Annotated in this window: 15 protein-coding genes; 6 read left to right on the top strand and 9 right to left on the bottom strand. The window is 50.4% G+C overall.

Features of this window, described 5'->3' with window-relative positions; translation table 11 throughout:
* Positions 1 to 5: 5 nt before the first annotated feature.
* Together CLV60_RS14675 and CLV60_RS14670 are read right to left on the bottom strand one after the other, a co-directional pair.
* The gene (locus tag CLV60_RS14675) at positions 6 to 893 is read right to left on the bottom strand and encodes a winged helix-turn-helix domain-containing protein (RefSeq protein WP_106596116.1); all 888 of its coding nucleotides are present in this window, start codon (positions 891 to 893) and stop codon (positions 6 to 8) included.
* A 34-nt stretch (positions 894 to 927) separates the two neighbouring features.
* Complete coding sequence (locus CLV60_RS14670) at positions 928 to 1,389, bottom strand: hypothetical protein (protein WP_106596115.1); 462 nt, start codon at positions 1,387 to 1,389, stop codon at positions 928 to 930.
* Between the two features lie 229 nt (positions 1,390 to 1,618).
* On the opposite strand from CLV60_RS14670, the gene CLV60_RS14665 reads away from it, so the two are divergent.
* Both CLV60_RS14665 and CLV60_RS14660 read left to right on the top strand, forming a co-directional pair.
* Complete coding sequence (locus tag CLV60_RS14665; protein WP_106596114.1) at positions 1,619 to 2,863, top strand: MFS transporter; 1,245 nt, start codon at positions 1,619 to 1,621, stop codon at positions 2,861 to 2,863.
* Positions 2,864 to 2,928: 65 nt separating this feature from the next.
* Positions 2,929 to 3,186, top strand: coding sequence for a DUF433 domain-containing protein (locus CLV60_RS14660; RefSeq protein ID WP_106596113.1), 258 nt, complete (start codon positions 2,929 to 2,931; stop codon positions 3,184 to 3,186).
* 16 nt (positions 3,187 to 3,202) lie between these two features.
* Here CLV60_RS14660 and CLV60_RS14655 read toward each other — a convergent pair whose 3' ends face one another.
* The 3 genes from CLV60_RS14655 to CLV60_RS14645 form a co-directional block, all read right to left on the bottom strand.
* Positions 3,203 to 5,605, bottom strand: coding sequence for an ABC transporter permease (locus CLV60_RS14655; protein WP_106596112.1), 2,403 nt, complete (start codon positions 5,603 to 5,605; stop codon positions 3,203 to 3,205).
* Between the two features lie 188 nt (positions 5,606 to 5,793).
* The gene (locus tag CLV60_RS14650; protein ID WP_106596111.1) at positions 5,794 to 8,289 is read right to left on the bottom strand and encodes an ABC transporter permease; all 2,496 of its coding nucleotides are present in this window, start codon (positions 8,287 to 8,289) and stop codon (positions 5,794 to 5,796) included.
* Complete coding sequence (locus CLV60_RS14645) at positions 8,286 to 10,682, bottom strand: ABC transporter permease (RefSeq protein ID WP_106596110.1); 2,397 nt, start codon at positions 10,680 to 10,682, stop codon at positions 8,286 to 8,288. Before CLV60_RS14645 ends, CLV60_RS14650 begins: the two co-directional genes overlap by 4 nt.
* Before the next feature lie 273 nt (positions 10,683 to 10,955).
* On the opposite strand from CLV60_RS14645, the gene CLV60_RS14640 reads away from it, so the two are divergent.
* The 3 genes from CLV60_RS14640 (at position 10,956) to CLV60_RS14630 (ending at position 14,326) form a co-directional block, all read left to right on the top strand.
* Positions 10,956 to 12,440 carry a glycine--tRNA ligase gene (locus CLV60_RS14640; protein ID WP_106596109.1) on the top strand — a complete coding sequence of 495 codons (1,485 nt, stop codon included), beginning with the start codon at positions 10,956 to 10,958 and terminating at the stop codon, positions 12,438 to 12,440.
* A gap of 172 nt (positions 12,441 to 12,612) precedes the next feature.
* On the top strand, positions 12,613 to 14,082 hold the full coding sequence (locus CLV60_RS14635; RefSeq protein WP_106596108.1) for a nicotinate phosphoribosyltransferase: 1,470 nt from the start codon (positions 12,613 to 12,615) through the stop codon (positions 14,080 to 14,082).
* A gap of 10 nt (positions 14,083 to 14,092) precedes the next feature.
* Entirely contained in the window at positions 14,093 to 14,326 is a 234-nt protein-coding gene (locus tag CLV60_RS14630) for a DUF3820 family protein (RefSeq protein WP_106596107.1), read from the top strand.
* A 53-nt stretch (positions 14,327 to 14,379) separates the two neighbouring features.
* Here the strand turns inward: CLV60_RS14630 and CLV60_RS14625 are convergent, their stop codons facing one another.
* The 3 genes from CLV60_RS14625 to CLV60_RS14615 form a co-directional block, all read right to left on the bottom strand.
* Positions 14,380 to 17,190, bottom strand: a complete 2,811-nt coding sequence (locus CLV60_RS14625; protein ID WP_106596106.1) for a M16 family metallopeptidase — start codon at positions 17,188 to 17,190, stop codon at positions 14,380 to 14,382.
* 55 nt (positions 17,191 to 17,245) lie between these two features.
* Positions 17,246 to 17,869: a GyrI-like domain-containing protein gene (locus CLV60_RS14620; protein WP_106596105.1), complete on the bottom strand. Its 624-nt coding sequence runs from the start codon at positions 17,867 to 17,869 to the stop codon at positions 17,246 to 17,248.
* An 80-nt stretch (positions 17,870 to 17,949) separates the two neighbouring features.
* A complete protein-coding gene (locus tag CLV60_RS14615) occupies positions 17,950 to 18,435 on the bottom strand; it encodes a hypothetical protein (RefSeq protein WP_106596104.1) in 486 nt (161 codons plus the stop codon).
* Positions 18,436 to 18,604: 169 nt separating this feature from the next.
* On the opposite strand from CLV60_RS14615, the gene CLV60_RS14610 reads away from it, so the two are divergent.
* A complete protein-coding gene (locus CLV60_RS14610) occupies positions 18,605 to 19,897 on the top strand; it encodes a glycosyltransferase family protein (RefSeq protein WP_106596103.1) in 1,293 nt (430 codons plus the stop codon).
* Here the strand turns inward: CLV60_RS14610 and CLV60_RS14605 are convergent.
* Entirely contained in the window at positions 19,869 to 22,838 is a 2,970-nt protein-coding gene (locus tag CLV60_RS14605) for a DNA polymerase III subunit alpha (RefSeq protein ID WP_106596102.1), read from the bottom strand. The genes CLV60_RS14610 and CLV60_RS14605 overlap by 29 nt on opposite strands.
* Positions 22,839 to 22,899: the final 61 nt, after the last annotated feature.

The following is a 22,899-nucleotide window of genomic DNA, read 5'->3' as shown; positions in this document are numbered from 1 at the left end:
ATTTTTCAGCAATGGACTTCCATTTTGTAGCCTACGCCGTGAATGGCGGTGATTTTAACTTGGGGGTCGGCGACCAGCATTTTACGAAGCCGCGAAACGAATACATCGACGCTTCTTCCCACGGTGACGCCTTCATCCTCCCAAACCGATTTCAAGATCGCGTCGCGTTCGAGAACCTGGTTGGCATTTCGGACAAATAGGGTGAGTAACTTAGCCTCGCGGAATGTCAGTTTCTGCGTGGATTGGCCGTTGTAGAGTGCCTGGTTGGTAGTATCCAGCCAGGAGTTGCCGAATGCAATGCGCGAATGCGGGGCCGCCGCTTCCTGCGGTTCGGCGTCCGGCCTTTTTTTATGGCGTGACCGCGTCCAGGTAATGAATCCCAGGCCTGCCAGCGTACCTCCCACGGTAATCAACAACCAGGTGTTACCCGTAGCCTGGGGTTTGGCGGCTTCCGGTGTGAAGCGGACTTGGAGCATATAGCAACCCTCCTCGCGCGAGCGGCCCCTGCACGGCACGCCGCCGGGCTGGTTCAGGTCGAAGAACTGGTACCCTAGGCTTACTTCGCCGGTTTCGCAATTGAGCACGGCGACGCTGTATGGCCGGTCGATATGATAGGAATCGAATGAGCGCTGTAACGTTTCGGGCAGTTTATCGTAGTCGAACATATGCTCCATTTGCACCGAGAACGTGTTGGCATCCACCTGCTTCACCGGGGGGATCTGTGAGAGCGAATCGCCATTGGCCCGTAACAGCAGGTCGACCGTCCGCCGGAGCGACAGGTTGACATTTTCGGAGAAGCGCACCGCGTCGCTGTTGGCCATGACTGGACACGCCGCGCATATGTATGTCGCGAGGAGGAATCCTTTGAAAATCGCTTTGAAATACTCCGCCATAAAGTCTCGAACCAATGATCAAATTTAGCGAATTTCAGCAATTGTCCTTTTTTGGCTTTAAAATATAAAACCACTGGAATCGCGGAACAATTTGCGTCTTTTTGATGGTGATAACTTTCCTCGCGGAAGTATTATGAGGTTTGACAGGATCGATGATAAGCTGGTCACCGGCCTCTGCGTATTCCAGAATATCGTGAACATCGGAGCTCCATACTGCAAAATTATGTCCATGGGATTCCGGGTTCACGATCATACTACCGCGTTTCAGGTAAATCAGGAAAGGGAGTGCCGTTTTTTGATTTGAACCAGAATTACTTTTCGCGATTGTAAGAATGCCGTTGGTAACATATGCAAACTGTTCCGTTGTGACCACGCGGCCGTTGATGAGCAAAGAATTCTCGTCGGGCGCATTGGCCGATTTTGGCAATGCTACTGACGCTTGCAGGGCGAACAACAGGAGTATCGCCGGGATGATTTTGACTGCTTTGAAGTTCATGTCCGAATGTGTTTTGGATGAATGCGACTGCTTGATCCAAAAGTACCGAGCCCGCCCCTCTCCGGGAATAATTGGCTGTAAAACATTGTAAACAAAATGTAAAACATTGGTTTTGGGACTTTAACAGTATTTTATAGTATTGGGGTAGTAAATGGCATTAATTTTCAGTTAAAGCAGAACATTCTCCACGGGCGCCGGTGTTGTTTTTTTGTAACACCAAAACACTCACTTGAAAACAGTAGCAACCAACGATCCGTACGCAGCGCTCTGCTATTCTGATTTCCGGTTTTTTGTATCCAACTCCTTTCTTTTTTCCGCCACTATCCGCATTCAGGAAGTGATTGTGGGGTATGAACTGTACAAAACCACCCACGACCCGCTTGCATTGGGTCTGGTCGGGTTGGCGGAGGCGATTCCGTTTATTATTACGTCGTTGTTTGGGGGTTATGTGGCCGATCAGAAGAACAAGATCACGATCATGCACGTCAGTCTGGTGGTGATTTTGCTGGGTTCGGGGATATTATACACCGCCTTCCAGCCCGGGGTTTACAACAGGCTGGCTGAGTGGCAGCATCTGGCTGTCATTTATGCGGTATTTGGGTTGATAGGTTTTGCAAAAGGGTTCTATTCCCCGGCGGCAAGTTCGCTCAAACCCTTTCTCGTACCGCGGGCGATTTACCATAACTCGTCTACTTGGAGCAGTTCCTTTTCGCAGGCAGGAGCGATTATCGGTCCGGCGGCTGCGGGTTTCCTGTACGCCTACATGGGGCTTACGCATACCTTGCTGATCGTGATTGTCAACTTTCTGGTATGCTGGGTGCTGTTGGGGATGATCAAAACGCGCCCTGAGTTTCCGAAGCTCGTGACGCCGATCATGGAAAGCCTGAAAGAGGGTTTCAAATTCGTATTTAAAACGCGCATTGTCCTGTACGCCATGACACTGGATTTGTTCTCGGTGCTTTTCGGCGGGGTAATCGCATTGCTTCCAATTTTTGCGGAGGATATCCTGAAAGTCGGGCCGGAGGGATTGGGTTTGCTACGTGCGGCGCCTTCGATCGGTTCCATGCTGACCATGTTTGCGATGGCCTATTTCCCGCCTACGCATAATGCGTGGCGCAATATGCTCGTAGCGGTGGCCGGTTTCGGCATATTCACGCTGGTGTTTGCGGCTTCCACCAACTTCATGCTCTCCTGCGGTGCCCTCTTCGCGACCGGCGTGTTCGATAGCGTGAGCGTCATCATCCGTCAGACGATCCTGCAAATCTACCCGCCCGACGAAATGCGCGGCCGGGTAGCAGCCGTCAACGGCATATTCGTCAGCTCTTCCAACGAACTAGGCGCATTCGAATCGGGCGTAATGGCCAAAGCATTCGGCACGGTACCCTCCGTCATGATGGGAGGCGTGCTGACGCTCGTAGTCGTGTCATGGGTGTATTTGCGTTCGAAGGATTTGTTTTCGGTCAGGTTGAGTTAGGGAGCACTTTGGTTAATGCGGCGGTAAATCGTTATTTTCGTTAAGCACCAGACAGGCTACTCAGTATGTATATCTACAAAAATATTATAACGCTGGAACCTGGGAAAAGAAGTGGTAAGCCCTGTATCAGAGGCATGCGTATCACAGTCGAAGATATTTTGCGATGGCTGGCTTCGGGGATGTCATTTGATGATATATTAAAGGATTTTTCCGAGTTGACCAGAGAAGATATTATCGTCGCGCTGGAATTCTCCGCGGATCAACTGAAAAGAACACTCAACAATCAAGGACTTCATCCAAAATACGGATTTCGATATTTATGAAGTCTTTAAATTCTGACTAGTCACTTTTCAAACTCTCAACTGGATTGGTGATAGCGGCCTTGTACGTTTGTGCACCGACTAGTGTGGTAATCATCATTCCAAAGATTATCGCAATTCCAACAAATACGTCCCACCCGATGGCAACGCGGTAAGCGTAGGTTTTCAACCATTGATCTCCCAATAGCATCGCCAGTGGAAATGCGATGAGAATGGCTCCGGCCAGAATTACCAGGAATTCCTTCAAAAATAGCATTACCACATGCACACTGGTAGCGCCCAGTACTTTGCGGATCCCTACTTCGCGGGTACGGCGGGCCACGTTGAGCGAAACCATTCCCAGAATCCCCAGCATTACAATCACAACCGAAAGGAATGTCGCGATCCGGGATGCCTTTTTGAGCTGGATTTCAGACTGATACAGTTTTTGCAGGGTTTCGTCCATGAATACGTATTCGAAGGGGGCATCGGGCATAAGCTCGCGCCACTTTTGCTCGACGGCCGCCATCGCGCTCCCGATATTGCCCGGGTTTAGCCGAATGCTCAGGTATCGGTAGGTGTTGGTGCCCCGGACGTCAGCAAATACCAGCGGTTTGATAGTCTCATGCATCGATTCGAAATGAAAGTCTTGCGCCACGCCGACGATGGTCAGTGGTTTGGGATAAAAATGCACTCGCACTTGCTGACCCAAAGCTTCCTGCGCGCTTGCGTACCCGAGCGATCTGATCGCCGTTTCGTTCATGACGATACGGTCGGGCTGGTAGGCGGTGTTGGAGCGTTGAAGATATTCGCCTGCCATGAGCTTGACGCCGTAGGTTTCTGCATAGGATACGTCGGTGCGCAGCAGGGTGGCCAAAACGGCTTCGGTAGAATCCTGGCCGGGTTTGTAGAAGCCAAAATAGCCGCCATTCCCATTCGGGATTTCGTAAGAAAGCGAAATGCTTTTGATCTCGCTAAGTCGGCCGAGGCCGTCGCGTAACTGTTCCATTTTGGTTAGTCCGTCGGGTGTCCAATCGCGCGGGACGCCCAGCGTAACCAGTGATTCTTTGTTGTACCCGAGATTTTTGTTGAAAAAATAATCGACCTGCCGGGCTACAATACCAGCTCCGGCAAAGACGAACAATGCAATGACAAACTGCACCGCGATGAGCGATCGCCTGAATGCGATATTGCCTCCGACCGATTTGAATTTGCCCTTCATCGATTCCACCGAAGGTACCCGCGAAAGTACCAGCGCGGGATACAGTCCTGCCAGCAGTCCTACGAGCACGGTAATCCATATCGGAGCGAGGAGTGCGTAGGGTGTCAACGACCAGAGGGACGCCACTTCTTTACCCAGTATATCACTGAAAAACGGTCGCATTAACTGATACAATCCGAGGGAAATGAGCATTGCCAGAAGCGCCAGGAGAATGGATTCCGCCAGAAACTGCCCGATAAGCTGTCGTTTCTGGCTGCCCAGCACTTTTCGTACACCTATTTCCTTCAAACGTGACGAGGAGCTGCCGATGGAGATGTTGACGAAATTGACAATTGCCATCAGCAAAATGAACAGCGTAATGCTCGAAAGCGTCAGGATCATTTTATTGACAATCCCATTGTTAGCTTCGCGGTAATATTCACTGAGTGGGGTCAGGTACACTTGGAGGTTGGCTTTGATAGCTTCCGGCGCATTCGTTGCAACTTCCCGGGCAATGGGCTTGGCGAGGTCGGCAGGGGTAACACCGTCTTTCAGTTCGATGTAGTTCACCATGAAGGCAAAGCCCCAGTTATCTTCCGAACCTTTACGGCCTTCGAGACTGCTGAACGGGAAGAATATCTCCGCCTCGCTGGCCAGCAAATGCGTTACGGAATTGAAGGGCGGCTTTTTCATGACCGCGGTGATCTGGTACTCCTGCTTGCCTCCCACGAAATTGTGCAGCGTAAGCGATTCGCCTACGACATCCGTCCGGCCGAAGTACTTCATTGCCTTATTTTCTGTGATAACAATTGAGTTGGGGGCGTTTAATGCGGTTTCCGTATGCCCGTGCAGGAGTGGGAAGCCGTACATGCCCAGCAGGGTGGAGTCGCCCGTCTGCACGTCCTCCCTGAAATGCTTATCGCCATGTGAAACCGCCACGGTAATAGCGTCGTACCGGTAGTAGTTGGCAACCAGATTGGGATAATCTGCTTTCAATGCTTTTCCGAGCGGTCCGAGGGTAGTCAGGTCGAGGCCCATGCCTGGGTCGGTCCATTTGCTGCGGATGATGTACTGATTGCGGGCATTGGCCAAATGACGATTGACCTGCCATTCACCCCAAACGTAGCTCATTATCAGAAACGAGAAGGTCATTCCGACGGCCAAACCGAGGATTGTAACCAGGGAGTAAAACCGGCGTTTCCAAAGATTCCGCCAGGCAGTTTTGAAGTAGTTTTTCAGCATGCTTCAAAACTAACAGTTTCTCAAAGTGCTGATTATCAGTATTGGGTTGTTTAACTATTTTTAACAGAAAGGAATGAGGGGAGGAGGGAGGAAAGGGAGGAGGGAGGAAGGGGAGGATGGAGGGGGATTTCCCTTTCCTCCTTCCTCCTCCCCTTCCTCCCTTTTTCCCCTTCCTCCCTTTTTCCTAATTAATCATTCCGCAATGTCTCGGCCGGATTGGTGCTTGCGGCTTTGTAAGTCTGTATGCCGATGGTAAGCAGGCCGATAAGCCCGAGGCTGCCGATGCAAGTGAGGAATACACCGGGGCCAAGGCTGGGATGGTAGGTGAAAATATTGAGAAACAACGCGCCAAGCCCATAGCCGATCGGCATCGCGATGATGGCCGCAATCAGGATCAGTTTTACAAATGACCCGGACAGCAGCCGCATGATCTGGGCAGTACTGGCGCCCATTACTTTTCGCACACCTACCTCCTTTACACGCTTGGCGGTGGAATAGGTAACCATTCCCAGCAAGCCCATCGCCGCGATCGTAAACACGACGAATACTAGCAAATCGGTGATTTTTTGATCCTCATTTTCCAAATAATCCTCGTAAAGCTGGTCTTCATACCAGGAATACACAAATGACTCATGCGGATGATATTGTTTCCAGGTTTTGCCCAACGCCGCAGCCAGGTGTTCACGGTCGGTTCCTGCGGCTACTTCCAGCGAAAGTACCTTGATTTCCCGCGGATCGAATGCAAGTACCAGCGGGGCCACCGGCAGTTCGTAACGCATAAAGCAAAAGTTTTTCACAATCCCCGATACGATCACCTGCGTTTCATTCAGCAGGATGGTTTGTCCTACGGCCTCTTTGGGGTTTTTCCAACCCAACGACTGCGCCGCTTTCTGGTTCAGGACCACGAAATGGACGGTGGTGTCGGTGGTAGCGGGTACATTTTCACCCGCTACGAATTGCAATCGCATATTCTCGATAAAATTCCGGTCAGCGGCGTAAATGAAGGTTTCCAACGGATTGGCCGTACTTTGGCCTGATAATGGCGCGAGTTTTGCTTTTCCTGCACCTTCATTCAAGGTGGCGGAGGTGAGGCCTACGCGTTTGACGCCCGCTTCCCGGCTCATTTCATTGGCAAGCAGTTTGAAATCGCTATCGGGTGCCAGCGGGACATTCAGGATGTTTTTCCGGTTGAAATTCTGGTTATCGTTCGCCATGAACTCAAACTGGCTGTTCATAATACCCGTGCCGGTCATAAACACCAGCGCGACCACGAACTGGATAATAGTGAGCGTCTTCCGAAAACCGAATTTGCCTAGCCCGGTAGGTGCCATTTCACCTTTCAGGATCTGCACAGGCTGATAGGACGATAGTATCCGTGCGGGCAGAATACCCGCCAGAAAGCCCGTAAACAGTGTAAACCCGATGAAAATAGCCCAAAGCATGCGCGTATCGCTCACCTCCCACGTGAGCCAGCCCACATGGATGTATTCCTGCAAAAACACCAGGCCGAGATACCCGAGCCCGAATGCTAGCAATGCGATCACGATCGTTTCGACCAAAAACTGGCTGATCAACTGGAATTTTTTCGCGCCCGCGACCTTGCGTACACCCACTTCACGTGCGCGGCTGAGCGATCGCGTAAGTGTGAGGTTAATGTAGTTAAAACCCGCCAATATGATAATTACCAGTGGAATAAGCAGGCTGACGCCCATTTTCCAGATCGGCTCCACGTTCGGATTATCCAGCAGTCCTTCCCAGTCCGGCGAAATCTCCGACAACGCCTGGCTGCGGAATGAATGTGTTTTAATGTCTTTGAAACGGACAGTCTTTTGGTTTTCGGCGGAAACACGGGCGAGCGCCTGGTCTAGATCGGCACGGGAAGAACCTTTGGTGAGAAATGCAAAAGTGTAGGTGTTGTAGCTGAGCCAGTCGTCGGTTTTAATGTCCTTGTTCACCAACGGGAGGGTAGCCATCGATATCACGATGTCGGCATCCAAATGCGTCCGGAATTTTTTAAGGGGTTTGAAAACGCCGGTGATGGTAAATGTGCCTATTTCGCTATTGGTGAGTGTCTTTCCTATCGGGTTGGCGTCGCCGAAATACCGCTCCGCCATATCATGCGTGAGCACGGCGGTCCATGGCTCGGTGGCCGGTTTCCCTTTTTCGAGGGGGAATCCGAAAACCTCAAAGTAGGCCGGTTCTACGTAAAGTCCGTAGGTGCGGAGCGTCTTAATGCCATTGCTCAGATTCGCACCGAAGGAACGGTTAATGCGCACGGTCTTTTCGATGACACTTTGCCCGTCTGCCAGCTTCTGGCCCAAAGGAAACGGGGTAGAAGCGAGTGAATGCTTTTCGCCGACATTGTCCGTCGCGTCGGTAAGGATCCGGAATGTTCGCTCCGGATAGGGGTGGAAGGAGTCCTTTTCAAAACTGCTTTGCACCTGGACGAGTTGCATGAAGCAAAACGACATCGCCAGGCCCAAACCGGTAATGTTGATGAAAGAGAACAATTTGTGCTTCCAGAGGTTGCGGATGGCGATTTTGATATAACTTTTGAGCATGGTTTTGGGGGTTTGGGAGGAAGGAGGAAAGGGAGGAAAGGGAGGAAGGAGGAAGGGGAGGATGTAGAATACGAAAATCCCTTTCTTCCCTTCTCCCTTTCCTCCTTCCTCCCCCCTTTTCATTCCGCTTTTAAAGCCTTCACCGGATTCGTCAGCGCCGATTTCAAAGCCTGCGAGCTCACAGTTGCGAGCGCGATGACGATCGCTATGATGCCTGCCAGGGCGAACACCCACCAGGATAGTGTTTCGCGGTATTCGAAATTTTGCAGCCATTTGTTCATCGCGTAAATAGCGACGGGCGTACCGATGACAATGGCAACGAGTACGAGTTTGACAAAATCTTTGGAAAGCATCAGTACCACATCCTGCACACTGGCACCAAGCACTTTGCGGACGCCGATTTCTTTTGTACGCGCCTCGGCAGCAAATGCGGCAAGCCCAAACAAACCCAGGCAGGCGATCAGGATAGCGAGTATCGCGAATGCCAGCAGCACATTACCCTGGCGCTGCTCTGCCTGGTATTGTTTGGCAAAATTCTCGTCGAGGAACTGGAATTCCGGGCGGGCTTCGGCGTCGAAAGTCTTGTAAACCTCGCGGATGTAAGCGAGTGCCTCGGTTGTTTTGGCTGCATTAATGCGCACATACATATTGTCCTGCTCCTGCGGCGGGGCAAGCTGAATCAGCAGCGGCTCAATTTTGTGTTGCAACGAATAGATATGGAAGTTTTTGGTAACGCCCACAACCGTCAGCTCTTTCATATTACCATCTTTATCCGCCGGGTAGCGCAGCCTTTTGCCGATCGGGTTTGCCCAGCCTTGTTTTTGGGCAAGCGCTTCATTGACGAGGACAGAACCGGACAGGTCGGCTGCGGAATTTTTGTCGAAGTCGCGGCCTTGGAGCAATTTGATCTCCATCGTGCGCAGGTAATCTGCATCAGCCATGAAGCGCTGCGTCATCTGTGTGGTGGAAGGGATTTCGCCCTGATTGGTTTCTACAAACAATGCGGCCGATCCGATGTTGTTGTTGCCGATCGGGTTGCTGGCAGCTGCGGCGCTTTCGATAACGGGGTTTTGTTCGAGCTTCCCTTTCAATGCGCCTACTTGCGTGCGTACCTCGTTTTTATCGACGTGGAAAGTAAGGACCTGGTCTTTATTAAAACCCAAATCTTTATGATTCACATAGCGGATCTGCCGGTACACAATGCCCGAACAGGCGATCATCACCACTGTGGCAGCGAATTGGAATACTACCAATGATTGCCGGAAACCCGTTCCGCCCGTTTGGCTGCCGAGCTGACCTTTCAATGCGACAACCGGCCGGTAACCCGAGAGCATTAATGCAGGGTACAACCCGCTTAACAAGCCGATCAGCAGCAGGAATGCGGCACCGATAGCGACTGTCGCAATGCTGTTATCATGGAAATCCAGGCTCAGTGATTTTTCGGCAAGCTGGTTGAAAAAAGGTAATGCGGCTTTTGCCAAAAGAAAACCCACGAAACCAGCGAGGATTGTCATCATGAACGACTCTGTCAGAAACTGTCCGATCAGCTGGAAACGCTGCGATCCGATGGCCTTGCGTACGCCTACCTCACGTACCCGTTTGAGCGAGCGGGCGGTGTAGAGGTTCATATAATTAATGCAGGCGATAACGAGGATCAGCAAGGCAATGGCCGAGAAAATGTAGACTGTTTTGATATTTCCTTTGGCGCCGATCTCGAATTCCAGGTCCGAATGCAGGTGAATGGACGTCAGCGGTTGCAGGTTCATGTGGTAATCTGTATCCGCGATGTATTTTTGGAGGTATTTGGTATAAAAAGTGGGGAATTTCGCTTCCAGTTTCTTCGCGTCGGTGCCTTCTTTCAAAAGGAGGTAGGTGTACATGTCACCTTCCTGCCAGCCGCCGGTAAAATCCGGGGGGAGCGACCGCAATGCGCTGAAAACCAGGTGTGAGTTGGTAGGGATGTCGTCGATTACGCCGCTTACGACATTGGGGAAGTTGTTGGAGAAAAAGACGGTCTGTCCCATCGCCTTCGAAGCATTCCCGAATATGGTGGTGGCAAGGGTTTTGGTCAACACGATTTTCTGAGGCTCGCGGAGCGCCGTTGCGGGATTACCGTATAGAAATGGGTAAGAGAATATGTCGAAAACGGTAGCGTCGGTGAAAAAGATGTCGTGCGCGTCGACCTGCTTTTCGCCAAACCGGATCTTGCCGCCACCCTCCGCACTAATGCGCACAGTCTTTTCGATTTCAGGATATTCATTTTGTAATGCCGGCGCGAATGGTGGCGAAGTAGGCGCGAGTTTGAAACTGCCGGTTGCCCATTCGGCTTCCTGCGTCACGCGGTAAATGCGGTCGGCTTTGGCGTGGAAGCGGTCGTAGCTCAGTTCGTCGGCTACATAAAGCACCATGAGCCACACGGCGGCGATGCCGATCCCGAGTCCAAGTATATTCAGCCCGCTGAACAATCGCTGCTTGCGGAAGTTCCTGATCGATATTTTGAGGTAGTTGAATAGCATAAGTCCAGGTTTGTTAGTCAGTGATCCTAAACAAATAAATTATATGCCAATGGTGTTTTTGGTTGATTATTAGTGATTTATGTTAATTAATGTGTGTCCGGATGTTCGCTAACGGACATTCCTGTTCAGCGGCGCACGCACGGCAGCGAAAAATTAACGCGGGATTTCCATCAGGCGAAGAATGCGCAATGCCGTCAAAATCCCTAATTTTGCCAAATTCATGATTTTGATGGATTTAATAGTCTTTTTTCTTATTGATTTTAAACGAATAGAATGAGCCAGGCACCTGCTACCTCTCTGCAAGACATTGTTGGGCACGCGAAGGAATACGGTTTTGTATTCCCGTCTTCCGAAATATATGATGGATTACAAGCCGTTTACGATTATGGTCAGAACGGTGTTGAATTGAAAAACAACCTGAAAGCGGCGTGGTGGAAGGCTATGACGCAGCTGCACGACAATATCGTGGGTATCGACGCGGCGATTTTCATGCATCCGCTTACCTGGAAAGCATCCGGCCACGTCGACGGGTTCAACGATCCGATGATCGACAATAAGGATTCGAAAAAACGTTACCGCGCCGACCAGTTGCTGGAAGGCAAGGCTGAACAATATGAAAAAGATGGCGAACCCGAAAAAGCCAAAGCATTGCTGGCTGAAATGGGCCGCTTGCTCAGCGCCGAAGACCTGAATGGCGTTCGCGAGCTGATCATCGCGGAAGGTATTAAATGTCAGGTGTCGGGTACCAGCAACTGGACAGAAGTTCGTCAGTTCAACCTGATGTTCAGCACGCAGGTAGGTTCCGTGGCTGAGGACGCCAATATGATTTACCTCCGTCCGGAAACCGCGCAGGGTATTTTCGTGAACTTCCTGAATGTGCAGAAAAGCGGCCGGATGAAGGTGCCTTTCGGTATCGCACAGATCGGTAAGGCATTCCGTAACGAAATTGTCGCGCGCCAGTTCATCTTCCGTATGCGCGAGTTCGAACAAATGGAAATGCAATTCTTCGTGCGCCCTGGTACGGAAGAAGAATGGTATAACAAATGGAAAGAAGCGCGGCTGAAATTCCACAAGGCGATTGGTCTTCCTGCTGAAAAATTGAAATACCACGACCACGAAAAGCTGGCGCATTATGCGAAAGCCGCTGTGGATATCGAATTTGAATTCCCATTCGGTTTCCGCGAAATCGAGGGTATCCACTCCCGTTCCGATTTCGATTTGCGCAACCACCAGGAGCTTTCGAAGAAAAAGCAACAGTATTTCGATGCCGACCTGGATGAAAATGGCAAGCCGTTCGGTAACTACATCCCTTACGTGGTGGAGACGTCTGTGGGCGCCGACCGTCTTTTCCTCGCAACCTTCTGCAACGCTTACACCGTGGAATCGGTAGGGGAGGGTGATAGCGCTAAAGAACGTACGTTCCTTAAACTGCACCCGGCATTGGCGCCATTCAAAGCAGCGGTGTTGCCATTAGTGAAGAAGGATGGTCTGGCAGAAAAAGCCCAGGCTCTGGCTAACTCATTGAAATCGTCATTCCGCACGGTTTACGACGACAATGCAGCGATCGGTAAGCGGTATACCCGCCAGGACCTGATCGGAACGCCATTCTGTATCGTGGTAGATTACCAGACCATGGAGGACGAAACCGTTACCATTCGTCACCGCGATTCGATGGAGCAGGAGCGCGTGCATATCAGCGAATTGAAAGAAAAGATCGGTTATCAGGTAGCGATCGAGCGCATTCTCGAAGCAATCTGATCAGCTTAAATAGCAGTATGAGCGGGGTTGCTACATGGCAGCCCCGCTTTTTTATTTTACCAGCGGGCCCATTTGCCATTCGGTCAATGATCGGGCAGGTAAATCAGTTTTGGTAGCTATAATGCCTATAATTTAGTAACTAGGCGGTTTTTAGACACCAATCCGAAGTGAAATGATCAACCAGCTATACGATACTTCGATGAGTCTTCTGACCGACCTGTACCAACTCACCATGGCTTATGGCTACTGGAAGTCGGGTAAGGCGGAGCAGGAGGCCGTTTTTAATCTCTATTTCAGGAAACATCCATTTCAGGGAGGATTTACCGTCGCCTGCGGGCTCAGCAGCGTGATCGAGTATTTGCAGGAATACCGTTTCAATGAAGAAGATCTGGCTTACATTGCTTCGCTTACCGGCGGTGACGGCAACCGGCTTTTTGACGACGGATTTATCGATTACCTCCGTAAAATGGAGCTTCAATGCAGTATCGATGCCATCCCCGAAGGTACAGTCGTATTTCCCAATGAGCCGTTACTCCGCATTCAGGGACCGATTCTGCAATGTCAGCTGCTCGAAACGCCGCTTTTGAACCTGATCAATTTTCAGTCGCTGATTGCTACCAAGGCGGCCCGGATGCGGTTGGTAGCCAAAGACGACGCACTGCTCGAATTCGGCTTACGCCGCGCACAGGGACCCGACGGGGGCGTGACGGCCAGCCGGGCTGCTTATATTGGCGGGTTCGATGCAACCTCCAATGTGCTTGCCGGAAAATTGTACGATATTCCCGTGAAAGGAACCCACGCGCATAGCTGGGTAATGTCGTTCGACAGCGAACTGGAAGCCTTTGAAACCTATGCGAAGCACATGCCCAACAATGTGACCTTGCTGGTGGATACTTACGACTCGCTGAATGGGGTCCGGCACGCGGTCGAAGTGGGGAAGCGTTTGCGCGCACAGGGGCACGATCTCGCAGGGATTCGCCTCGATTCGGGCGACCTTGCCTACCTGAGTATCGAAGCGCGGAAAATCCTGGATGAAGCCGGCTTTGAAAAGACCAGCATTGTAGCCAGCAACGACCTCGACGAGTACATTATGGACAGCTTGAAAATCCAGGGAGCGAAAATCAATGTGTGGGGGATTGGTACCAAACTGGTTACAGCATTCGATCAGCCTGCACTAGGCGGTGTCTTCAAGCTGGCCGCGATCAGGACCGATTCGGGTGAATGGGATTATAAACTGAAATTATCAGAGCAGGCGATCAAGGTATCGACGCCAGGGATTCAGCAGGTAAGGCGGTTCAGAGATGCCAGCGGCTTTGTTTCGGATATGATATTCGACATTGAAACCCCGCTGATCGGCAAGGCTACGATGGTGGACCCGTATGATTTTACAAAAAATAGGTCATTCGATGAGTCAGTGCATTACGAGGATTTGCTCGTCCCCGTTTTCGCAAAAGGTCAGCTGATCTACAAATTGCCGTCCGTACATGACACGCGGAAGCGTTTGCAACAGCAGCTGGCACATTTTTATAAGGGAATTAAACGCTTTGTAAACCCGCACACCTACCCGGTAGGGCTTGAAGAGGAATTATTTGATTTAAAAACGAACCTGATTTTTAAACTTCGCGCAGGTAATCAGGCGTGAAAACACGAGTATGCAAGAGTTAACACATCCGAACAGTGAGATCCTCAAAGATCTGATCAGCTACAAAATGCCATTTGGGAAATACAAGGATCAAGTGATCGCCGATCTCCCGGTATCCTACCTCGAATGGTTTTATCGTGAGGGTTTTCCATCCGGCAAGCTCGGCATGTTGCTGGGGACCATGCTGGAAATCAAGATGAATGGGTTGGAGTCCCTGATTCAGGGTTTGCGAAAAGTCGCATAAACAAAAGGCCCGGTTCCGAATGTGGAACCGGGCCTTTTGTTTACACTAATCAGTTACTTCTTCTCCGGCATGAGCACCACTTTGATGAAATTGTCATCATTGAAGTACTTCTGCGCGGCAGCTTTGGTACTGGCCACGGTTACTGATTTCAGCAGCCGGTCTTGCTCGAAAATTTCATTCAGGTCATCGCCCAGGAATGTGTTATCGTCGAGGTAATCGAGCCAGAAGCCGTTGGTTTTAAGAGCGGTTTCTGTTTTGCGCTGGGTTTCTGCGACGAATTTTTCGATATCCTTCTGATCTGCGCCATTGGTTTTGATCTTGTTGATCTCTTCTTGTGCTCTTTTTACCAGTTTGTCCACATTCTCGGGCGCGCAGCCGAAGCCGATGGAGAATCGGTAATGGCCGGTCGGGAATTTGTCGGTTCCTTCTGAAACACTTACTCCGTACACACCGCTTTCTTCCTCGCGCAGCGATTCGATGAGTTTGATCTGCAAAATTTCCTGCAATGCCTCGATTTGAATATTGTTTTCCGGGTTATAGTCATACTCCCCGCTCGAAACGAGGGTTACCCGGCTTTTAGGCTCCAAACCTTTGTAAATCACCTTTTCGATATGTCCTTTCGGTGGGAAAATATTCGGATGGCTGAATGTATCGTCGCGGTCGCTGGACGGCAGGCTGCCCAGGTATTTTTCGATCAATGGTTTGATTGTCTCCGGCTTGAATGCGCCTACAATCGTAAATACAAAGTCCGACGCGTCGGCGAAGCGGTTTTTGTAAATTTCAAATGCCCGGTCCAGGTTCACTTTGTCGATGCTCTCGGGTTTCAGCGGCTGCCGTTTCGGATTGTGGCTCGTCAGTACAGCATTCAAGGAATCAGAATAGACTTTTTCCGGAGTCAAAGTCTTTTGCATGTTTTCCAGGTAGGCTTTCTGATTAGCCAATATGCCTGTTACCACGTCCGCATCTTTGCGAGGCTCCGTGAAATAGGCGTAGATCAGCTGCAAGGTCGTTTCCAGGTCCTTCGGATTGGTATTACCTCCCACGCCTTCGGTGAGTTCGCTGAGATACGGGCCTGCGCTGGCAGTTTTACCTGCGAGGAACTTTTGCAGCTGCGTCTGATTGTAAGGCCCCACACCGCCCGATTGAACAAGGTAACTTGTGAAAATGCCTGTCTCGCGCTCACCCGGGAAGAGCGAATATCCGCCCTTCGCAGTTGCCTTGATCAGGATTTCGTCGTTTTTGAAATCGGTAGGCTTTAAGAGCACCTTCACGCCATTCGAAAGCGTCAGCTCGGTCACCCCCAATTTGTCGAGTGTCTTTTCGGCCGTGATTTTACCGGCGACCGGTTCGGATTTCAATAACGGTGCGTCTACTACGTCGTCCACGTAAGCCGTCACATCTTTACCCGCCTCGTTCAGCAATGTGCGTATGTCCGCTTCGGTGGGGAGCGCATCCTTACTTTTTTCAGGGCCCATGATTACCACCGCCCTGTTTTTGTCGGTAATGTATTTTTTGGCCAGGCCATTGATTTCCGCCAGCGTCACGCCATCGAGGTGTTTTTTGACAAACTCAAAGTAGGCATCTGCACCCATGAATGCTTTGTCATGCAGGAAATGGTCAAGGTATTCCTGCACGTGGTTGGCGGATTTGGTCTTGTCCCGCTCTTTGTAATCCTCCTCAACGGCGTTGTAAAAGTCTTTCTTGGCGCGATCGAGCTCAGGTTGCGTAAAACCGAACTTTTGCACCCGCGCGTTTTCTTCCAGAAGCGTCGTCAATGCGGTTTTCATTGAAGCGGCATCCTTCGCAAGGGCAATGGAGGTGTAGGAGTCGAGGTTACCGAGGAAATCGCCGTACTGGCTGGCGCCGTAGAGGAATGGCGGATTGGCCTTCTGGGTAAGCTCCTGCATGCGTTGGCCCATCATGGCATTATACAGTTCCTGCGCGAAGTTGTTCCGCACATCCTGTAACGACTTCTCTTTGATATTGGGCTGTTTGTAAATCAGCTGGATAAGGTTCTGCGGATATTCCGGGTCGGTTACGATGGCCACTTTGGTAGAACCATCCAGCGGGATATCATAGCGAATGCGTTTTTTTGGATTCACCGGCGGCTTAATGGAACCGAATTTCTGGGAAATCATAGCTTCCACTTTGGCTACATCAAAATCACCGACGGCAATTACGGCCATCAGGTCGGGGCGATACCAGTCCTGATAAAATGCCTTGATGGTCTCGGGTTTGAAGCTTTTCAGAATGCTGTCTTTACCGATCGGCAACCGCTCGGCGTAACGCGAATTGTTGAGGATTACTTTCAAAAACTTATCACGCATACGCTGCTGCGCGCCACGCCCCATGCGCGACTCTTCGAGTACCACACCGCGTTCTTTTTCAATTTCGGAAGGATCGAGCAATGCGCCATGAGCCCAGTCTTCCAGCACTTGAATGCCTTTTTCGAGCAACCCGGCAGAATCTGTCGGGATGGGGAGCATATAAACGGTTTCATCAAAACCAGTATAGGCATTCAGGTCGGCACCGAAGCGCACTCCCGTTTTTTGCAGGAAATTGACCAGCTCATTTTTAGGGAAATGCGTAGTACCATTGAAATTCATGTGCTCCATGAAGTGTGCCAAACCCTGCTGCGCATCGGTTTCGAGCACGGAACCTGCTTTTACCGCCAGCCGGAGTTCTGCCCGGTTCTTAGGTTCCGTGTTCTTTTTGATGTAGTAGGTGATTCCGTTTTTCAGTTTACCGGTCTTTACACTGGGATCAAGAGGGATTTTTTGAGTGCTCATGTTTTGCGCGTGCACTGTCGCGACAGAAACCACACCCCATCCGGCCAAGCATAATGCTATGAACGCCTTTTTCATTTTTCTAATTTTAATTTTGATGAAATTCAGGAGGGGCGAAAGATATTGAAATAATCTATTTAACCGGCTCGCGTAGAATGGTTTTTAATTTGTCGGATGGCGTCTTGCGGAAATCAGACAGATATATCTCGTGGTGGAGCCCGTTGCGCCCAAATGCATTGGCCGAAATGAAATCGTTCAGCTTCGCCAGCGTTTCGGGTTCGGTGTCGAACGGCCCGGTATGCAGCATTTGCACCACTTTTCCTTCTTCCATTTCAAAATAGGCGACCTCCCGGATCGCCGCCTGACCTTTTGAAACGTAACTGGCTTCTACGGCGGCTTGCACGTCGTTTTTCTCCACGTAGTCAGGAATGCGGATGAGGAGCCGGTATTCCCATTCGCTGCGGGGAATGGCCTTGGGAGAATCGGCTATTGAAATACCTGCATAACGCTCTTCGTCATACCACCACAAGCCTTCCAGTTTGGCCACGACAAAATTCTTGCCCTGGGCTTTAAATGCAAATTTCAATGCGTATGCCACCGGGTAAATGGCCTGAATTTTCTGAGCGAAATCCTTCCCGGAAGGATCTCCTTTACCGGTAATAGACAGGTATCGCGCCCTGCCAATAGTCAGCACTTCGGGTTTGGTTTTCGCGGTGTAATAACTTTTGAAATGCTTGATAAGATCCAGTTTTTCCATGGCTCTGTTGGTTTCAGGTTGATAATAACCGCAATTAATGGCCACCTATTGACAACAGTATGACAGTAACCCCGGAAAATTTATGGCTCCATCGGGCATTCGACCGGTTCGAAGTAAAGGCCTTTTTCGAAATCCAGTTTCGAACGGTCCTTAAAAATCAGGATACCGGCGGAATCTTTTACTTCTCCAAATCCCTCTACCCAGCCTTCACCCTTTTTCAGAAAAGCCACTTCCCGTGTAGATTTTGTACCCTCAGAATTGAATGTGTAGTGTGCGAAAATTTTGTCGCCCTCCATTACTCCTGTTAATTGCCCGTCATTCCGGTCCTTCTCAAAAAACGCATATGAAAGTTTACCGACAAGCATATCGTCTTCGAGGATGTCGACGCGCAGCAATGCGGAATCCTTTTTTGTTTTATATATGTAGCAATGAGATAACTTTCCCCCGGGAGCTAATGCAACCTTGGTAGTAGTGTCGATGGTTCGGTTTTTTTCCGAATCCGATTTTCCTGTGCAAGAAAGCATGCAGGCGGTCATAAAGAATGCAAAAACGTTACGTGCTGTCATAATAGTTGGCGGTCAATAGTTTGGAAGACAGGGAGAAATAGCTAGTTTTATAAAATTTCTTCAAAAACAGACTAACAACGGAAATGTAACCGGAGAATTATCCGGAGCGTATGATTACTGCCGTATACCCACACCAGTTAAGGATGTAACCCCCGTAAAACGTCCGATTATGTCTGAATTCAGAATTCCCGGCATGCAGCTTGTCCACGACAATGCTGTACTAAGAAAATACCTTACAAAAAATCCGCGCCATGGTCTGGTGTTGGCATTGATCCTGGTTTACCTGGCGCTGGAAAGTTATTATCTGTTTTTCCGATTCCACGGCCACATCCAGGACCTTAAACTTTACCACGGTATTGCATTGAAAATGTTGGATGGGCAAATGCCGTTTCGCGATTTCCGCATCGAGTACCCCGTTTTTGCACTGATACCCATTCTGCTGCCGGGTGTTTTGAGCCAGTTGGCGGAAGGTTCGTTCGAAAGTTATGTTTGCTGGTTTGTAGTACAAAATCTGGGACTGGCAGTGTGCATTGCATGGATTATTGCCAAATCGGATACCACCGGCAAGGCACTTCCGCGCTTTTTTGTCGCGACGTTGTTCTTTCTTCCGCTCTTCCTTTTTCGCTTTGATCCTTTTCCGGCAATGCTTACCGCGCTTGCCGTTGCGAACGTTTCATGCAGACCGTTCATTTCGGGTATGTCGCTGATGGCCTCTGTTGCTGCGAAATTGTACAGCATTGTGCTGATGCCGGTCTTTGGGCTATATTGTCTTTTTAACAGGGATATTACGAAGTGGATTTGGCTGGTAGCGGGGTGCGGTTGCATCGGCGGAGCAATCGCGGGGGGTATTGCCTGGGCCGGAATGGACGCTGCCTGGGACTTTATGCATTACCATCTGTTGCGCGGCATTCAAATTGAAAGCCTGGCCGGGGGAATTTTATTGCTTTTAGAACAAACCGGGCTGGTAAAGCTGGATGTTGCTCACAGCTTTGGCGCCATGCACCTCGTAACGCCGCTTTCAGGCCCTGTTTTGCAATGCATTAATATCATGACGCCGCTTTGCTTTGTCCTGATGGCGAGTTTCCTTGCCTGGGCATTTTATAAAACTGCTTCGACTTCGGGAAGAATCACATTCCGGCAATTGAATGCGGGGGCGGCGGCGCAGATACTTTTGTTCATCCTTCTCAACAAAGTGCTTTCCCCGCAATACCTGATCTGGCTGCTGCCACTGATCCCTTTTTGCAGGTTCAGGGCTTCGGTGATTTTCACCGTCGCGTTGATGCTCACCGTATTCATATTTCCCGGGCACTACTATAACCTGATTTCAAAGCAACTGCTGATGGTTGTCATTCTGAATGTGCGTAATGGCCTATTGATCGGGCTTTTCATGGAACTTATTTCGGAAGTAGCTCCCGCGCGTGCCACGGGCGGCATCAGCGCGCCGCCGATTCCATCCGTGTAATTTCCGCCACTTCCACGGTGAGGAAGCCGAATTCTTCAGTCACAACACCGCGGATCTTGTAAACGCCTTTGACTGATCCATTTACTTTGGCCGTGGCCGTAGGGAAATGGACGGTATCGATAAATTGCCCCTCGTAATCCAGGAATGTGCCGAACTGCATTGATTCGCCCCGGTTCGTACGGGTGTTTTTGAGAGCTACCAGGTAGCCGTATTGTACCACTTCCTGGTTGATATAATTGTGCAGATCGCGCGACATAACACTCTTGGGCAACGGGTTTTTCAGCAAATTGAAAGGGCTGCAAAGAGGAAAGCCGAGCAATTCGATCTGGTCATAGGCATCATCGAGAATGGAAGAATGAAACTCCGGTAAGTTAAAGTCCCTGATTTCAGTATGAAATAGTTGCTTTTGAGGCACTTTCACGGGTGTTGTACTCAGCCGGAAGTGCGCCTTCCAAAGCAGCGTTTTCTTACCAATACCAGTAAACCGGAAGGCGTCGATCCGGATCAGGATCGTCAACTGTTCGATTGAAATAGGCACGCGGTCGAGGAAATCGTTGAGTGAAGTGAACGGGCCGTCCTGCTTGCGCGCGTTGAGAATCCTTTCGATTGTTTTTTCTTCCAATGCATTCAGGAACTGCATGCCCAGGTAAATATCATGTCCTTCGATGGTCGCCTGGGCTTCGCTGTGGTTCACGCATGGCGCATGTACGAGCGCCCCCAGCATGCGAGCCTCGTGTATGTACAGCTCGGGCGCGTAAAAGCCGCCGCCATTGTTGAGGACGGCTACCATAAATTCCAACGGGAAATAGGCTTTCAGGAATAATGTCTGGTAGCTTTCGACGGCATAGGACGCGGAATGCCCTTTGGCAAAGGCAAATCCGGCGAAACTGGCGATCTGGTTCCAGATCTCCATGGTCATTTCTTCGTCGTAGCCTTTGCTCCGGCAGTTTTTGAAATATTTCTTTTTAACGCGCTCAAACTCCTCGCGCCCGCGAAACTTGCCGCTCATGCCGCGTCGGATCACATCCGCCTCGCCGAGGGTCAGCCCGGCAAAGTAGTGCGCGACCTTGATCACGTCTTCCTGGTACACCATAATGCCGTATGTTTCTTCCATCAGTTCGAGCAGGCGCGGGTGGGCTTCGTTCCGCTTTTCCGGATGGCGGTGGCGCAGGATGTACTCACGCATCATGCCGCTTTTTGCTACGCCGGGCCGGATAATAGAGCTAGCCGCCACGAGTCCAAGGTAGTTGTCGACTTCCAGCTTTTTCAGCAGCATCCGCATGGCCGGTGATTCCACATAAAAACAGCCGATACACTGCGCCTGCCTGATCAGATCGTTGATCTTCGGATCGGTTTTGAATTTCCGGACGTCGTTAATGTCGAAATCTGCCGCGTCAGGGCGGTTGTAGTGGATGATTTCAAGCGTCTCCTTGATCTTCGCAAGTCCGCGCTGGCCCAGGATATCATATTTATTCAGTCCGACATCCTCGGCAATCACCATGTCGAATTGCGTGGTGGGGAAGCCCTTCGGCGGTACATCGGTGGCGGTAAAATAATGCATGGGGCGCTCCGAAATGAGGATGCCGCCGGCGTGGATGCTCAAATGGTTCGGCTGGTTGTTGGTTTGGAAATAGTCGGCATACCTGATCACCAGACCCGAGAATTGATCGAGCTTTTTCGGGTCATATTTACCATTGCTTAATGCGTCGATTTCATACGCGGGTAAACCGAATACTTTCCCCAGTTCGCGAACGGCCGAGCTGTGCTGAAAAGTGCTGTATGTCGCGAGCAGTGCTGCCTGGCCATTTTTGCCGTAAGTATCAAAAATGTAGCGCGTCACATCCTCGCGGTCGCGCCAGGAGAAATCGATATCGAAATCGGGCGGGTTTTTGCGGTGGAGGTTGATAAAGCGCTCGAAATAGAGATCCAGTTCGATGGGATCGACATTGGTAATGTTAAGCAAATAGGCAATGATGCTGTTAGCCCCGCTGCCCCGACCGACATAGTAATAGCCCTTCCGCCGGGCGTAATGCACAATATCGTGGTTGACGAGAAAGAACGGCACGAAATTCTGCTGCCGGATCATGTCCAGTTCCTTGGCAATGCGGTCGAAAATTTCATCGGTAATATTATCGCCATACCGGTAACCAAGCGCCTGGTAGCTCATGGATCTCAGCCTTTTGAAATCTTCTTCCTCATTTTTGCTGAAAACTTTCAGGTTCTGGTGCTCACGCTCGTTTCCGAAGCTGAACTGAATGTTGCATTCGTCCATCAGCTTGCGGGTATTTTCGAGGATAGTCCGGAAGTCTTTTTGTTTGAAATGATATTTCAAAACTCTCGCTTGTACGATCTGCTCGTTCTCTTTGCCAGTTTCGTCAGTAGTGAGCTTGCTCAACAGCGTATTGCCATCGATTGCCCGCAGCAGCCGATGTGCATTGAAATCCTTTTTGTTCCGGAAAGTCAATGGCTGCTGAATGATCAGCCTGTCCATGAACCGGTGTAAAGGCGAGTAATGCAGTTTATCCAGGTCCTGTATGGAAATACCGACGTACTCGTTGGGGCGGAATTGCTCACGGCGCTCTTTGTTCAGTTTTTCAAAAGGATAAATAAATGCCACCTGTTCCATTTCCGGTGCGCGGTCGGGAAACGGGGCGTCCGTCAGTTTCTGAGCAGACAGATAGCTATTCAAAGCCTGAAAACCGCTATTGCTCTTCGCCAATGCCACAAACTGCTGCGTCACGCCATTGCGGAAATCGATCCCGACGATGGGTTTAATATCGAACCTCGGCGCCATGCGAATGAAATTCAGGCAACCCGAGGTGTTGTTAATGTCCGTCAGCGCGACGCAGTCGTATCCATTCTCCCGGCAAAGCGCAAGAAGTTCATCCTCGGGAATCGTCCCGAATCGAAGGCTGAAATAAGAGTGACAGTTGAGTAACATGAGTATTTGAAAAGCGGAACTGAGTACTTACTTTTGGCGTTACTAACGCGTGCCGGCAGCC

This window comes from Dyadobacter jiangsuensis (genome assembly GCF_003014695.1).
Lineage (GTDB): Bacteria > Bacteroidota > Bacteroidia > Cytophagales > Spirosomataceae > Dyadobacter > Dyadobacter jiangsuensis.
Note: the sequence above shows the minus strand (reverse complement) of the source record. Positions and strands in the feature narration are given on the sequence as shown.